The organism is Chryseobacterium sp. 2VB, from assembly GCF_005503635.1.
GTDB lineage: Bacteria > Bacteroidota > Bacteroidia > Flavobacteriales > Weeksellaceae > Chryseobacterium > Chryseobacterium cupriresistens.
In genome coordinates, this window is record NZ_SCNC01000020.1 from 48,396 (window position 1) to 63,489 (window position 15,094).

Consider the following 15,094-nt stretch of genomic DNA (forward strand, 5'->3'; position numbering starts at 1 on the left):
GAGTTATGATAAACAGCAGCTCAATTTTACGGTACAAAAGGTTTTTGTTTACCTTTTCCTTATTTGCCTGTTCTCAAAATATCCAGGCTCAGAACGAACAGGGAACCGGTTATCCTTATTTTGTAAACTTTACTCAGGGATTACAGCCCCAGGAAGCCTATAAGGTAGCTACCAGCGGTGTTCAGAATGACGCAACCTTTACCACAGACGGGCTAAGGCTCACCAGAAGTGTGAATAATATTTCAGGAGGAGTGATATTGGCAGATAAAATATTCAAAAGTGATCAGGGAATCAAGTTTGAGTTTGAATTTGCCATTTATGGAGGAAATACCAACGGAGGAGATGGAATTTCCATATTCCTGGTAGATGGTTCTATTCCTAAAGATCAGCTTAACCTCGGATATTTTGGGGGAGGATTAGGATATAGTTTTGTACGCGGAGGAGAATCTACGGAAGGACTGAGAGGTGGTTACCTGGGAATAGGCCTGGATGAATACGGAAATTTTAAAACAAGTTTTAACCAAACTGAAAGGATCAGAAACGGAATATTTGGGGTGGGACTGGCAGATGGGCGCAGCAACATTTCATTAAGAGGAAAGCGTGGAAACCAGTATCTGTCTTCAGCTGAGCCTGCAGGATATAACGGTTATCCGCTGCTTTACAGTATCGCAACCAATGCTTTACCAACCAGCAGCAACCGATCTGCTTACCTGGATACGGCAACAGGAAAATATATTGGGATTAAAAATACAGCACTTCAACAGTTCAGCATTGAAAGTGGCGGAACTACAATTCCTCAGAATGAAAATGATGCAAGATTCCGTAAAGCATATGTTACCCTTGTCCCCAATCCGGCCGGAGGTTACAATATAACCCTGGAAATTCAGCACGGAACGGTGAAAGAAAAGGTGATTGACAATTATTACTACCCTCCTTCGCTGAAATATACCGAGACTACCATTTCCAACACTACGGTAAGGACTCTGGATACTTCGCCTCCTTCTACTTTCAGAATTGGATTTGCAGCATCTACGGGAGCTGCCAAAAATATACATTTACTGAAAAACTTAGGGGTTACAAGACCTTATGCTGCCGAAGTAACAGATGATTTGTTTGCAGGCTGTCCAGGGATAAAGTCGACGTATTATCCTTTGCTTAATGATGCGGCTTATTCTTCAGCTAATGGGCAGAATCCTCCAACCCTTTCCTATAATAACCTTGATTTTAATTCATTTCGTTTTTTAGATAATAACGGAGCTGTAATTCCCAATATAACAGGCGGTGTCTACACCAATAGCCAGGGAACATGGACCTATTTCCCTACTACCGGAGCACTCTCTTTCAAACCTGCGGCAGGATTCACAGGAGTAGCCCAGATACAGTATGATATTAAAGGAGGTGGAAGTAATGGTACTGAAGCGCCTTACAACAAGGAAGAGTACAGGTCATTGCCGGCATTGGTACAGGTTAATATTTCAAGTGCCAATAACTGCAGCAAAGCCTGCGTTATTTCTAATAAAAATGTAACTCAGAAAATCACAAGATAATTGGATAAACCAGCTTTTAGGAGCTGGTTTTTTTATTTTTAACAGGATTTTCAATAAAATACTGAACAGCATCTTCGATCGCTTTATCAATAGGCTGGTATTGAACTCCCAACTCTTCTATTGATTTCTGATTAGAATAATAATTACTAATCTGTAGAGCTTTCATATTGGAAGAACTCAGATCTGTTTTAATTTTAAATTTTCTCAAAACATCACCAATTAATCCAAGGAAACTTAAAAGTTTGTTGGGAATTGGGATCATGATTGGATTTTGCCTGGTAATCCGGTTCACTTTCTTAAAAAACTCTCTGTAGCTTAAGTTTTCATTAGCTAGAAGATATTTTTCGCCATTCTTTCCTTTTTCAACGGCATTTACTACTCCGTTGGCTGCATCTTCCACATGCACAAAGTTCTTCCCTCCTTTCGGATAAAATACCAGTTTTTTTTTCCATACCCAGAAGATGATTTTCCCGGAACTTGGCTTGCTGTCATATGCTCCGATCATCAAGGTTGGATTAACAATGATAACCTCTGTGTTCTTACTGTTCTTTAAAAGATAATCTTCCGCAGCCTGCTTGCTTTGAGCATACAGTGAATGGGTAAAAGGATAGATTTGCGGTGCTTTTTCAGTTCCCCGGAATGCGGTGTTTCCAAATCCTAAGGTATTGGCAGTACTCACAAACAAAAACTTTTCTACGCCCATCAATTCTGCATGGGTAAAGAGATTTACAACAGCCTCGTAATTCACTTTTCTGTATTCATCATAACGGATAAGATTCTGGCGTGTTTCTGCCGCCACATGAATAATAGAGTCAATATCGGTCAGCTGCCCAGAAATATCGCACAGAAGATCCGCTTCCACAAGCTTCAGATTTTCGTTTTCTTCGCCCAGCCAGCTGCTTTTCTTACGCACCAGAGCAATAACAGAATAACCATTTTGTAATAATTTAAGGATAACATTAGTTCCCAGAAGCCCTGTTGCTCCGGTTACACATACTTTTTTCATGCTTCGATCTCTCTTTTTATAGCCTGGGTCATCAATGGCAGCTTGATCCATATGGGTAAAATTTTCATCACCAGCCAGCTGATTGGGTTCACCATAATTACGGAATCTTTTTTAAATAACTGCCGGAGGCAGTATGAAGCTACTTTATCAGGATTCAAAAGTGTTAATCTTCCCATAAAACCTTGTTTTTCTATTCTTTCACAAACATCCTTATTGGTTTTCATTGCCCCGGGATTCACAACGCTTACAAAAACATTGGTATCTTTCAGTTCTTCATGCAGTCCTCTTGAAAATGAATGGATAAAACTTTTAGAAGCTGGATATACGGTTTTAAAACCAATCGGAGAAAAAGCAGCCATACTTGAAACATTCAGGATATAGGCTTTGGGTTGCTTTAAAAGGTTAGGAAGCAGCTGATGTGTCATCAGTGAGGTGGCTGCCACATTCACCTGTAGAATAGTGTTGATATAATCCGAAGAGGCTTCCGTAAATTTTTTTGTTCCCCCAAGCCCTGCATTATTTATCAGAATATGAACATCAAAAGAACGGTTGAGCCACTCTGTCAGCTTCATTACATTTTCATTAACAGAAAGGTCTGTTTCATAGTAATGAGCCTTTATTCCATACTGTTTCTCCAGCTCTCCGGATAATTCTCTGAGATTCTGATCCGGAAGACTTATAAGAATGACATTGATTTTTTGTTTTGCAAGATGTTCAGCAAATGATTTTCCAAGTCCCTGGCTTGCACCCGTGACGACCGCATATGATTCTTTGGTATCCATAAGTTTAAATTGTATGGTACAAAGCTATCGTAAAGAGGATGTCTGAATGTTCAGGATTATCTGAACGAACTGATTTTAAGAAATGAAAATTAAAACAAACAACTACATGACAATCAATTATTTAAAACAAATAAAAAGTAAGAGTTTATAAACCTGAACTTATTTTCTGAACTCAGATGGTGTTTGTCCGGTCACTTTTTTAAAGGTTGTATTAAAAGAGGTTTTAGAATTGAATCCGGCTTCATAGGCAATCCCCAAAACAGACAATTTACTGTTGGGCTCTTTCAAAAGTTTTTTGGCATACTCTACCCTAAACTCATTAACGTATTGGAAGAAGTTTTTTCCAAACCCTGTATTGATGACATAAGAAAGATGATGGGTAGAAACGGACAGTATTTCAGCCAGCTTGATCAGGTTAAGTTCACTGTCAAGATAAGGTTTCTGAAGCTCCATGATTTCTTCCAGCATGGTTTTAATCTTTAATAATTCTTCATCGGATATCAGTTTTTTCTTTACTTCTTCCGGACCGGAATCTTCATCAATAGAGATCAGCTCCTGTCTTTGTTTTTCTTCTAACGGATAAATTTCCTTCTGCTTCAGAGAATAGTATCCCACGCAGTAGATAACGGATAAAAAGACCGCATTGATAAAGAAATTCAGTGATTTCGGATCATAGAACAGATTATAAATCACATAGATAATATTCACGATAAGTAGTACCAGAATGATATATTCCAACCAGTTTAGATTGATTCCTTCAGTATTGGATGAGAACTGCTGAATTTTCTTTTGATGTTTTCTGATGGTAATATAAGAAAGCCCCGTGTAAAAGAGAGCCTGGATCAGGATCAGAATAATACTGAGATATTCAAATGGTTTTTCGTACCCTGATTTTACCAGTATGAGACACAGCACAAAAGCTGCAGGAAGTATCAAAAATCTACAATCTTTAGTTCTAAAAGTAAAAGACGGATTAGTATAAAACAGTACACTAAAGTAAAAAACGATAGGGGTAAAAAACTGAATAAGTCTAACCCAAAACAAGGAATGAAACTCGATGATTGAACCAGTGATGAGAAACAGTACTTCATCCAGCCAAAAAGTAGACCACAGAAAGAGAAATATCCCGAACCAGAAATTGGCCTTATGGTTTACTTTTAAGGGGTTCGCCAGCTTCAGCAGAGAAAGCAAAACCAATGAACCATAGATAAGTATCACGATGAAACTGTTTAACTCTGATGTGTTCATTGGTTTTGATATTTGATTATAAATAGTCTTTTATCCTATTCGCTTTCTTACAAAAATTTCATATCCTAAATAGATAAGGGGAAGTGACATGATTCCCAGGAAAAGAATATTACTCATAGCGAGCTGTGGATGCATTACAATAGAGTAAACCAGTCCGAAAAATGCTCCTCCAAGATGAGCAGCATGGCCCAGGTTGTCCCACTGCTTGGGATTCAGCATCATGTATACAGAGTATCCGAAATACAGTGTTCCGAATAACCATCCCGGCAAAAAGTTGACACTGATCTCATTCGGAGCCATAGCGATGGAAGCAAAAATAATTCCGGAAACCGCTCCTGATGCTCCAATTGCAGAATACCACGGCTGCTTTTTATAAATCTGCAGGCTGAATAAATTTCCAAGGATCATGGATCCGAAATAAAGAATTAAAAATCCTATTTCTCCAAAGAAACTAATAACCACGCCCTGGAAAAAATACAGGGACAGCATATTAAAAAACAAGTGCATAAAGTCTGCATGCAAAAATGCAGAACTGATCAGCCTTACATATTCTTTACGATTCGCAATCGCTCCGACGTTGAATTTATATTTTTCAAATAATGCTGTGTTATTGAAACCCATGTAGCTAAAAATACATGTGGCTGCAATGATAATGATAACAACTATATCCATTATGTTCTTTTATGTTATAACTGAATAAACATGCGATCTATTCATTTTCATTATTCCCGTTATCCTGGAAAAGATCTCCGATCATTCCTCCGTCTTCATCGGTTTCGCCAGCAGGTTCAGGATCTTCGTATACTTCAGGCTCCTCTTCTACCGGTTCAGGAATGGTAATATTAATGGCTTTTACTTTGAACTTTGTAAACTGGTTTCCGATGGCTTTTATTCCTTTTACCGCTATAAATTCATCAATATTTATCGTTTCCGGATCGCGTTCTTTGCCTTTATCTTTTGCAAAAATGATTTCTGCAGTGGCATCATTGGCAACAATTACATTTTCAATGAATGATTTCGGATGTTCAGATGGCATAAAAGTCTGTACATTAACTGTATTTTCCAGTAAGAATCTCTTAATGAAATAAATATCTTTTTCTCCATCGTAATAGATGCAGGTGATCGGCTGTGCAGGTCTCCATTTTTCCAATACCAGGTATTCATCATCAAAACGGTTGCCAAGGTCAAAAGACACCAGTTTTACTTCCCCGTTTGTATTGATGGTCAAAATTTTATCATCTCCTTTGAAGCTTCCCAGCAGTGTTCCTCTTGCATCGGCATTCAGTCTTCTTACCGTATCATCAAACCAGATTTTTCTAGGGGCCAGAGTAGAAACCCCTTCTTCCTTCATATCTACTTTCTTGACAGCGTACTTAGTTACCAGATTTCCTTTGGAATCACGTCCTTTGATGGCCAGATCGGAGAAGTTAATCTCCATTTTGTTCTTTCTGATTCTTGGGTTTGGTTTTAAAAGCACGGTTACCGTTTCTGCTTCTCCATTAGGGTTGGCTGAGAAATAGAGTGTTTCAGAACCCTTTTTATCTGAAGCTAGCGGATAATCCGTATTTCGGGTTACTCCGGTTACAGAGAATCGTTTCATATAATAGGGTCCTTCCCTGCCTTCACGGTAGATCATATTATACACTGTCCTTTTATCGTTTTTCTTCCATACGGCAACATGAAGGATATCTTTTCCGATGAAAGTTTTCGCTTCCACTTTTACAACCTTCATACTTCCGTCTTTTCTGAATGTGATGATATCATCAATATCAGAACAGTCGAACAAATACTGATCTTTCTTCAAAGATGTCCCGATAAAGCCTTCTTCGAAATTCGCATAGAACTTTTCATTGGCTACGGCTACTTTTGTAGCATCAATGGTATCAAAGATTCTGAGTTCAGTCTTCCTTTGTTTGTCTTTACCGTATTTCTTCTGAATATTTAAGTAATACTCAATGGCATAAGCGATCAGGTTGGCCAGGTTGTATTTCACCTGTTCTATTTTGCCTTCCAGCGAAGCAATATTTTCCTTAAACTTATCTAAATCGAATCTTGAAATTCTCTTGATTCTGATCTCTGTCAGTTTTAAAATATCTTCTTCCGTAACGGCTCTTAAAAGATGTTTGGTATGCGGTTTTAATCCTGCATCAATGGTCTTCAGAACATCTTCCCAGGTTTTTACCTCTTCAATATCGTGGTAGATTCTGTTTTCAATGAAAATTCTTTCCAATGAAGAGAAATGCCAGCTTTCCTGAAGCTCATGAAGTTCAATTTCCAATTCTTTCTTCAGCAATGAAACTGTATGATCCGTATTCGTTTTCAGAATATCGGATACCGTAAGGAACATAGGTTTATCCCCTACAATCACACAGGCATTGGGAGAGATGGTCACCTGGCAGTCTGTAAATGCATAAAGAGCATCAATAGTTTTATCCGGTGAAACATCATTATGGATATGAATAAGGATTTCTACTTTGTCTGAAGTATTGTCCTCAATCTTTTTGATTTTGATCTTTCCTTTCTCGTTGGCTTTTAAAATAGAGTCAATAAGATCAGTGGTTGTTTTAGAATAAGGAAGTTCAGAAATCACCAATGTATGCTTATCCGTCTGGGTAATTTTGGCTCTTGCTCTTACTTTTCCTCCTCTTTGACCGTCATTATATTCAGAAACGTCAAGATAACCGGCTGTTAAAAAATCCGGATACAGTTCAAATTTCTTACCTTTCAGGTAGGCTACAGAGGCATTGATAAGTTCATTAAAGTTATGAGGAAGAATTTTGGTGGAAAGCCCCACTCCAATACCTTCTACTCCCTGTGCAAGAAGCAGAGGGAATTTAACCGGTAAATCGATAGGTTCATTGTTTCTTCCGTCATAAGACTTTGTCCATTCTGTAGTTTTAGGATTAAATACTACTTCCAGAGCAAAAGGGGTGAGTCTTGCTTCAATATATCTCGCAGCGGCTGCAGAATCTCCTGTATAGATATTACCCCAGTTTCCCTGTGTATCTATTAACAACTCTTTCTGCCCGATCTGCACCATGGCATCTGTAATGGAAGCATCACCGTGCGGGTGATATTTCATGGTATTTCCCACGATATTGGCCACTTTGTTGTAACGGCCGTCTTCCAGCTCCCGCATGGAGTGCATAATTCTTCGTTGAACAGGTTTTAAACCGTCATATATTGAAGGGATAGCTCTATCCAGAATTACATAGGAAGCATAATCAAGAAACCAGTCTTTGTAGAGACCGGAGACTTTTTTTAAGCTTTCACCCTCATGCGAATATTCTTCTGTCATCATCTAGTTTATCTTTTTTCTCTTTATTAGTTTTCACTACTTTGTTTAGAGAGAGTTTTAAATCGTTTACTTGTTTTCTGTTCAAATAAGAGATCTGGTACTTCAATATAGCAGAACCATTATTCTTACTTGAAACGGTGATGTATAATCTTTTGAAAAAGAGAATACTGACTACATCATATTTGATCAGTTTGTATTTTGGAAATTCGTCGTGAAGTGGCTTATCCAGAAATGGAATGATATTCCTGTTTTTAAAATTCAAAGCTTCTCCATCGCTGTCATATTCAAAAATCTGTCTTCCGCTGATGTAAAAGATAATCAGCAGCAGAGCAGGAACAATAATCAATAAATAACTTTCTTTCCCCACCGCATTAAACCTATATTCATTAGCAGCAAATGCGATGATGCCAACCATGGTTATCATCAAAAGCAACGTGCATAAAAAATTATAAATTGATGCTTTATTACGGTTACTTAGTCTCATTTTATTTTTTTTGGCTGTGTAAGTACTATAATTCCTACTTCATCCAAAGTTGTGCTTTTTTCAGTCTGCAATGGCTTTACAACCAGTTTTTTAAAGTTATAGTTTTTTTAATTTTCTACTTCATCCAGTATTTCTTTTTTATCGATATCTGTATCATCCTCTACCACAAGGTTTTCAAGAATAAAAGTCTGTCTGTCCGGAGTATTTTTCCCCATATAAAATTCCAGAAGCTGATCAATCGTCTGGTCTTTTCCTACTACTACGGGCTCCAGGCGGATATCTTTGCCAATAAAGTGCTTAAATTCATCAGGAGAAATTTCTCCTAATCCTTTAAATCGCGTGATTTCAGGATTTTTCCCCAGTTCATTTAATGCTTTTACCCTTTCTATTTCTGTATAGCAATATCTTGTTTCTTTTTTATTTCTTACTCTGAATAACGGAGTCTGAAGGATATAAAGGTGTCCGTTTTTAATCAGATCCGGGAAGAACTGCAGGAAGAAAGTAATCATCAGCAAACGGATGTGCATCCCGTCAACATCGGCATCGGTAGCAATAATTACCTGATTGTATCTCAGGTCTTCCAGACTTTCTTCAATATTTAAAGCTGCCTGAAGAAGGTTAAATTCTTCATTTTCATACACCACTTTTTTGGTAAGACCATAACAGTTCAGCGGTTTACCCTTCAGTGAAAATACAGCCTGAGTTTCTACATCTCTGGATTTTGTGATCGATCCCGATGCAGAATCTCCTTCGGTAATAAAGATCTGGGTATCTCCTTTTCTTTCGGCTTTCTGGTCGTTATAATGCTGCCTGCAGTCACGAAGTTTTTTATTGTGAAGAGATACTTTTTTTGCTCTTTCTCTGGCCAGTTTCTGAATTCCGGATAATTCTTTTCTTTCTCTTTCGGAAATTAAGATTTTTCTTTGAATTGCTTCTGCTATTTCCGGGTTTTTGTGTAAGAAATTGTCCAGTTTACTCTTCAGGAAATCAATGATGAATGTTCTTACGGTAGGTCCGTTGGGCCCCATGTCATTGGATCCTAATTTTGTTTTGGTCTGGGATTCAAAAACAGGTTCTTCTACGTTGATGGAAATCGCAGCAATGATCGACTTTCTGATATCAGAAGCATCAAAACTTTTATTGAAAAATTCACGAACTGTTTTCACATATGCTTCACGGAAAGCATTAAGGTGTGTTCCTCCCTGCGTTGTATTCTGTCCGTTAACGAATGAAAAATAGGTTTCTGTCTGTGATTTGTCGGAATGGGTAATAGCAACCTCAATATCATCATCCTTCAAATGAACGATCGGATAAAGGATATCGCTTTCCAGCTCTTCTTCCAACAAGTCTTTAAGACCGTTTTCAGAATAGTAGGTTTCTCCGTTGAAAAGAATTTTAAGTCCCGGATTCAGATAAGCATAGTTACGGAGCATTCTTTCGATATACTCTTTTCTGTATTTGAAATGCAGGAAGATCTCTCCATCAGGAATAAAGGAAATTTCGGTACCGTTTCTGTCCGAAGTTTCTTTCTCGTCAAAGTTCTCTTTGATCATCCCACGGGAGAATTCGGCAGCTTTCATTTTTCCGTCACGGAAAGAACGGACTCTGAAATAATCTGAAAGGGCATTTACCGCCTTGGTACCGACCCCGTTCAATCCTACAGATTTTTTAAACGCTTTACTATCGTATTTACCTCCTGTATTCATTTTTGAAACCGCGTCTACCACTTTCCCAAGCGGAATTCCACGGCCAAAGTCACGGATGGTAACTTTACCGTCATCCAGCTTTATTTCAATTCTTTTTCCTGCTCTCATTCTGAACTCATCAATAGAGTTATCAAGAATTTCTTTTAGCAGGATATAAATACCATCATCAGCGGAAGAACCGTCACCGAGCTTCCCGATGTACATACCGGGGCGCAGACGGATGTGTTCCTGCCAATCGAGGGTTCTGATATTATCTTCGGAGTAGGTTGGATTTATTTCTTGTGACATATATGATTTCAGCAAACATACAAAAGTACAAAATTGTCCAAAATTATCCGAATTTTTTCAACTTGTTTTTTTCAATATTTCACTGCAAACATTGTAGTATTTTTAATCAAATTATATATTTACGAAATTATCATTATCAAGTGAAAAATTTCTTTACTTTCCTCATATTCTTTATAATTTTATTCTTTTCAACATGTTTTTATTACAGACTCTAAGGGTGGTGAATAACCAACCGAGATATTGATTTATTATTAAACTTTATTAAGTTTATTCCTTAAAAAAAGACCATCCTGTTATGTGGATGGTCTTTTTATTTCAATATTTACACTGTATACAATTTATTCTTTTCCAGCTGCCCGATTATATTTTTCAGCATAGCCGGAACAATCAGCTTATGGAAAGGACGAACGGGTAAAAAGTACAAAACGCCCCACCAGTTATGAAATTTTACCGTAGTAGAGATGGTAAGTGAGTTTTGATTGACATCTTTACTATTTTTGTCAATTAAAAGAGAAACCCGGAAATCCAGATGTTTATCATCTTCTCCCAGAACAATTTCGTTACTGGTCTTATCAAAAATCTTAAAAAGTCCCGCTCGTTCGCCAATTTCGCATTGGAAAACCTTCTCTGCTTGTTGCTTCTCATTTTCAGAACCTGTCTTTAAACCGAATAATCCCATTACTCTATTTCTGAAAGCAAACATTTTCTTTCCCCATTTTGGCCCGCTTGTAAAGAAAGCTTTTCCTATTTCTGAGATATCGATATTTCTGCCACATTCTGTAAGTTCTCCCTGAAAACTATCAATATAATCGAAATCTTTTTTTCCCGGAGATAAAACAGATTTTTCAGGAAACTTTGTCTTCGTAATCTTCATTGTCATTGTTTTTATGGTTGTTGTCTAACAAATGTAAGTATCTTTCTATTCATTTAAAAGGAAAATTTAAACAAATGTTTAGATTTATTTAATACTCTGAAACTGACTATTGAGTCTTACAATTTGCCATCATTCTCCTTAAACCTGCTATTTTCTGATTTTTATTACCATAAGTTCAAACTGTTTTAAATATTTCATTAAATTCGGTCAACAAAACTGCTTTTATGATACAACTTCCTTTATCAAAACTTTCCAATGTAGGAACTACTATTTTCAGCCAGATGACTCAACTTGCCAATGAAAATGAGGCGATCAACCTTTCTCAGGGTTTTCCTGATTTTATGCCAGATTTGGAATTACTCAATGATGTGGATCACTTTATCAAAAAAGGGTTCAATCAGTACGCTCCTCTTGGTGGAATGATTGGCTTAAAGGAAGAAATTGCACGAAAAATTGAAAACAGCCATCAGGCAATATACCATCCGGAATCTGAAATAACAGTTACTGCAGGCGGTACTCAGGCCATTTTTACCGCTATCGCCTCTTTCATTAAAAAGGATGACGAAGTGATTATTTTTGAACCGGCCTATGACTGCTACGAACCTACTGTGGAGCTTTTCGGGGGAATTGTGAAACGATTTGAAATGAAAGCCCCGGATTATGAAATCGACTGGACTGCTGTAAAAAATCTTGTCAGTGAAAAGACCAGGATGATTATTCTTAACAATCCCAACAACCCTTCAGGAAAAATTCTGAAAGAAAATGATATACATAAACTTATTGAGATTGTAAAAGGAACTTCTATTCTTATTCTGAGTGATGAAGTATATGAAAATATTGTTTTTGACGGAAAACAGCATTTAAGCATCTGTAAATACCCTGAGCTGAAAGAAAGAAGCCTTCTTGTAGCCTCTTTTGGGAAACTTTTCCATGTTACCGGATGGAAAGTAGGCTATTGTGCAGCACCAAAAAGCCTAACAGATGAATTCCGAAAGGTTCATCAATTTAATGTTTTTTGCGTAAACACTCCCATTCAGCTCGCACTGGCAGAATACATGAAAAAGGATGAACATTACACCCATCTTAATCAGTTTTTCCAGGAAAAAAGAGATTTCCTGAGAAAAGGCCTTGCAGGCACACCATTTGAACTTCTGGATTGTGAAGGAACTTATTTCCAGGCAGTAAAATATGATAAAATTTCAGATAAAAATGATTTTGATTTTGCTTCAGAACTTACCATCAATCATAAGGTTGCCAGCGTTCCTTTCTCTTCATTTTATAAAAACAGGCTGAACGAGAATGTGATCAGATTATGCTTTGCGAAGAAGCAGGAAACACTGGAAAAAGCCCTTGAAAATTTATCAAAGGTTTAACAGTCATCTATTTTTCACCCACTTGACTTTTCAGATTGGCAGATCAAAACTGTCAGCCTTGTCTGTTTAATCTGCGGAGTATTTATTTATAATATTATTCCTGTCCGATTAAATTAAAGCATGAGTATCAGGTCGCTCCCCTGGACCTATAATTTAAAACAAATACGTTCTATTAGCAGTCAGTTCCCATAGGATCCCATCGGGATCTGCTGTTAATAGAAAAAAATGAAGTTCCTGCAAAAAATAAAGCTCCGGAGGAGCGGCCTGTTAATGATACGTAAATATTGATATTTTAAATGTTTTTACAGTTTTATCGATAGTAATGTTATCATATATAATCATTATTTAGTGACTTATTTAGTTTATTTTTCCTATTTTATCTAAATCAAAAAAAATAATAAATCAATAATTACCAAAAATAAAACTACCATGAAAAACAAGAATTTAAACAAAGGAAAAAAATTAACCAGAAAAGAGCTGCATAAATTCCACGGAGGATTGGGCAACATAAGATGCACCAATTCTTCAGGCTACTGTATCTACATCGGACCCGGCTGTTCAGAACAAAAATGCCAGCTGCCGGAACCTCTTGAAGCTGTTGAATAAAATACATTACTCCATATCCGGAATCGGCCGGCTCATTCTGAGCCGGCCGATTTATTTAAAGATAATAATTCACTAAGGTTATCACACTTTATAAGAACATCCCTCCTGAAACTTCAATTCTTTGCCCGTTGATCCATCTTGCATCCTCCGTACACAGGAATGCCACCACTCCACCAATATCATCTGGAAGACCTACTCTTCCCAAAGCTGTAACACCAGCTACCATGGCATTGATTTCTTCATTATCCCTTACTCTTCCGCCGCCAAAATCTGTTTCAATAGCTCCCGGCGCTACAACATTGGCTTTGATTTTTCTTGAACCTAATTCTTTCGCCATATATTTTGTGAGCATTTCAACGCCTGCTTTGATGGATCCGTAAACAGAAGATCCCGGTGTTGCGAATCTTGCCAAGCCTGAAGACACGTTGATAATTCCTCCTCCGTCATTGATAAATGGCAATAATTTCTGAGTCAGAAAAAATACGCCTTTAAAATGAATGTCTACCACATCGTCCAACTGTTCTTCTGTCACTTCTGTAATCGGTGAATATAGGGCTGTTCCTGCATTATTAATCAGGTAGTCAATATGAGTGCTTCCTGTACTTTCCTTCAAATGATCTGTAACATCTTTTATAAAGGCATCGAAACTTTTAATGTCTTTTGTATCGAGCTGAAAAGCCACAGCATTCCTTCCCATTGATTTGATCTCATTCACAACAGCTTCTGCTTCTTCTTTATTGCTTCTGTAGGTAATAATAACATCCAATCCTTTTTGAGCAATTTTAAGTGCTGAGTTTTTCCCTAATCCACGGCTTCCTCCGGTTACCAGTGCAATATTTGTTTTTGTGTTCATTGTATTTTGATTATTTTGATGGTACAAAGTTGGGAAATTTTCAGACTGAAGGGTTTGCTTGAATCAATCTGAAATTTGCAAAATTCAAATCAGGAACGAAATTCTAATGGAGTAAAAGAAGTTTTCCTTTTAAAGAAATTGGAAAAATGAGCAATCTCTTCAAATCCCAGCGCATACGATATTTCTGACACATTCCATCTGGTCTGTTTCAAAAGAATTTTTGCTTCTTGGATAATACGGTCTGAAATAAATTCCGTGGTAGTTTTTCCTGTGCTTTCCTTTAATCTTTTGTTTAAGTAATTGACATGAACCGCCAACCGCTCTGCATAATCTTTTGCAGTCTTCAATTGAAGTCTCTGTTCCCAGGATTCTATGGGAAACTGTCTTTCCAGCAGCTCTATAAACAAAGAAACCACTCTCATGGATGCATCATTTGACGATGATATTTTGGAAGCAGGCTGTAATTTCTGTCCGTAATGGATCAGCTCCAGAACATAGTTTCTGATCAGATCATATTTAAATACATAATCTGAATCAATTTCTTTTTTTATCTTTTTAAAAAGGTTTTCAATCTCTTCTGCCAGTTCACCATCAATTTCAAAGATCGGCACTCCACCTGGCTGAAATATAGGAAGATCTTCGAGGTTGTAGTACGATTTATCCTTGATGAAAAAGTCTTCGGTAAAAACACAGAAACTTCCTGACTGATCGGGATCTTCAGGAACCCAGTGATAAGGGACCTTAGGCGTTGCAAATAACAGTGCGTTCTGTTTAATTGAAATGACCTTGTCCGCATATTCTGCCCTGTTCCGTCCTTTTATAAAGCTGATCTTATAATACTTCCTTCTGTTATAGGGCATTTCAGAAGTGGTCTTTGCTCTTTCGATGGTCTGGGCAATATCGAAGACATTAAAGTGACCAATGTCTTTGTGAAGTCCTTTTGGAAAAATACTTTCAAGATCTTTGCCCAACTTGGCAGCCATCTCATTATAAAAATCTTCCAGTGAAGTAAATGCTAATTTTTTCATC

At 37.4% G+C, this 15,094-nt stretch carries 13 protein-coding genes; 3 read left to right on the plus strand and 10 right to left on the minus strand.

Annotation, left to right across the window (positions count from 1 at the left end; translation table 11 throughout):
- Positions 1-5: 5 nt before the first annotated feature.
- Positions 6-1,547: a lectin-like domain-containing protein gene (locus tag FFS26_RS16960; protein WP_228449450.1), complete on the plus strand. Its 1,542-nt coding sequence runs from the start codon at positions 6-8 to the stop codon at positions 1,545-1,547.
- 16 nt (positions 1,548-1,563) lie between these two features.
- Here FFS26_RS16960 and FFS26_RS16965 read toward each other — a convergent pair whose 3' ends face one another.
- The 8 genes from FFS26_RS16965 to FFS26_RS17000 all read right to left on the minus strand — a co-directional run bounded on the left by FFS26_RS16965 (position 1,564) and on the right by FFS26_RS17000 (position 11,233).
- Positions 1,564-2,604 (minus strand): NAD-dependent epimerase/dehydratase family protein, encoded by a 1,041-nt coding sequence (locus FFS26_RS16965; protein WP_228406550.1) that lies wholly within the window; start codon positions 2,602-2,604, stop codon positions 1,564-1,566.
- Positions 2,550-3,335, minus strand: coding sequence for an SDR family NAD(P)-dependent oxidoreductase (locus FFS26_RS16970; RefSeq protein WP_110010983.1), 786 nt, complete (start codon positions 3,333-3,335; stop codon positions 2,550-2,552). The genes FFS26_RS16965 and FFS26_RS16970 overlap by 55 nt, the downstream gene beginning before the upstream one ends.
- A 159-nt stretch (positions 3,336-3,494) precedes the next feature.
- A complete protein-coding gene (locus FFS26_RS16975) occupies positions 3,495-4,583 on the minus strand; it encodes a helix-turn-helix domain-containing protein (protein WP_110010984.1) in 1,089 nt (362 codons plus the stop codon).
- Positions 4,584-4,613: 30 nt separating this feature from the next.
- Entirely contained in the window at positions 4,614-5,255 is a 642-nt protein-coding gene (locus tag FFS26_RS16980) for a rhomboid family intramembrane serine protease (RefSeq protein WP_137905634.1), read from the minus strand.
- Between the two features lie 37 nt (positions 5,256-5,292).
- Positions 5,293-7,884: a DNA gyrase/topoisomerase IV subunit A gene (locus tag FFS26_RS16985; protein WP_410493551.1), complete on the minus strand. Its 2,592-nt coding sequence runs from the start codon at positions 7,882-7,884 to the stop codon at positions 5,293-5,295.
- On the minus strand, positions 7,859-8,365 hold the full coding sequence (locus FFS26_RS16990) for a hypothetical protein (RefSeq protein WP_110010987.1): 507 nt from the start codon (positions 8,363-8,365) through the stop codon (positions 7,859-7,861). Before FFS26_RS16990 ends, FFS26_RS16985 begins: the two co-directional genes overlap by 26 nt.
- A 107-nt stretch (positions 8,366-8,472) precedes the next feature.
- Positions 8,473-10,359: a DNA topoisomerase IV subunit B gene (locus FFS26_RS16995; RefSeq protein ID WP_110010988.1), complete on the minus strand. Its 1,887-nt coding sequence runs from the start codon at positions 10,357-10,359 to the stop codon at positions 8,473-8,475.
- Between the two features lie 322 nt (positions 10,360-10,681).
- A complete protein-coding gene (locus tag FFS26_RS17000; RefSeq protein WP_137905635.1) occupies positions 10,682-11,233 on the minus strand; it encodes a DUF2867 domain-containing protein in 552 nt (183 codons plus the stop codon).
- Between the two features lie 224 nt (positions 11,234-11,457).
- Here FFS26_RS17000 and FFS26_RS17005 point away from each other — a divergent pair, with 224 nt between their 5' ends.
- Both FFS26_RS17005 and FFS26_RS22585 read left to right on the plus strand, forming a co-directional pair.
- The gene (locus FFS26_RS17005; protein WP_137905636.1) at positions 11,458-12,606 is read left to right on the plus strand and encodes a methionine aminotransferase; all 1,149 of its coding nucleotides are present in this window, start codon (positions 11,458-11,460) and stop codon (positions 12,604-12,606) included.
- Positions 12,607-13,035: 429 nt separating this feature from the next.
- A complete protein-coding gene (locus FFS26_RS22585; protein ID WP_171006339.1) occupies positions 13,036-13,212 on the plus strand; it encodes a hypothetical protein in 177 nt (58 codons plus the stop codon).
- 88 nt (positions 13,213-13,300) lie between these two features.
- On the opposite strand, the gene FFS26_RS17010 is transcribed toward FFS26_RS22585, so the two are convergent.
- Together FFS26_RS17010 and FFS26_RS17015 are read right to left on the minus strand one after the other, a co-directional pair.
- Positions 13,301-14,065, minus strand: coding sequence for an SDR family NAD(P)-dependent oxidoreductase (locus tag FFS26_RS17010; protein WP_110010990.1), 765 nt, complete (start codon positions 14,063-14,065; stop codon positions 13,301-13,303).
- An 89-nt stretch (positions 14,066-14,154) separates the two neighbouring features.
- A complete protein-coding gene (locus tag FFS26_RS17015) occupies positions 14,155-15,093 on the minus strand; it encodes a helix-turn-helix domain-containing protein (protein WP_110010991.1) in 939 nt (312 codons plus the stop codon).
- Position 15,094 lies beyond the last annotated feature (1 nt).

Coding starts and splice junctions, on each gene's coding strand:
- FFS26_RS22585 (WP_171006339.1), top strand. CDS start 13,036: ATGAAAAACAAGAATTTAAACAAAGGAAAAAAATTAACCAGAAAAGAG.
- FFS26_RS17010 (WP_110010990.1), bottom strand. CDS start 14,065: ATGAACACAAAAACAAATATTGCACTGGTAACCGGAGGAAGCCGTGGA.
- FFS26_RS16980 (WP_137905634.1), bottom strand. CDS start 5,255: ATGGATATAGTTGTTATCATTATCATTGCAGCCACATGTATTTTTAGC.
- FFS26_RS16965 (WP_228406550.1), bottom strand. CDS start 2,604: ATGGATCAAGCTGCCATTGATGACCCAGGCTATAAAAAGAGAGATCGA.
- FFS26_RS16990 (WP_110010987.1), bottom strand. CDS start 8,365: ATGAGACTAAGTAACCGTAATAAAGCATCAATTTATAATTTTTTATGC.
- FFS26_RS17000 (WP_137905635.1), bottom strand. CDS start 11,233: ATGAAGATTACGAAGACAAAGTTTCCTGAAAAATCTGTTTTATCTCCG.
- FFS26_RS16960 (WP_228449450.1), top strand. CDS start 6: ATGATAAACAGCAGCTCAATTTTACGGTACAAAAGGTTTTTGTTTACC.
- FFS26_RS16975 (WP_110010984.1), bottom strand. CDS start 4,583: ATGAACACATCAGAGTTAAACAGTTTCATCGTGATACTTATCTATGGT.
- FFS26_RS16985 (WP_410493551.1), bottom strand. CDS start 7,884: ATGATGACAGAAGAATATTCGCATGAGGGTGAAAGCTTAAAAAAAGTC.
- FFS26_RS16970 (WP_110010983.1), bottom strand. CDS start 3,335: ATGGATACCAAAGAATCATATGCGGTCGTCACGGGTGCAAGCCAGGGA.
- FFS26_RS16995 (WP_110010988.1), bottom strand. CDS start 10,359: ATGTCACAAGAAATAAATCCAACCTACTCCGAAGATAATATCAGAACC.
- FFS26_RS17005 (WP_137905636.1), top strand. CDS start 11,458: ATGATACAACTTCCTTTATCAAAACTTTCCAATGTAGGAACTACTATT.
- FFS26_RS17015 (WP_110010991.1), bottom strand. CDS start 15,093: ATGAAAAAATTAGCATTTACTTCACTGGAAGATTTTTATAATGAGATG.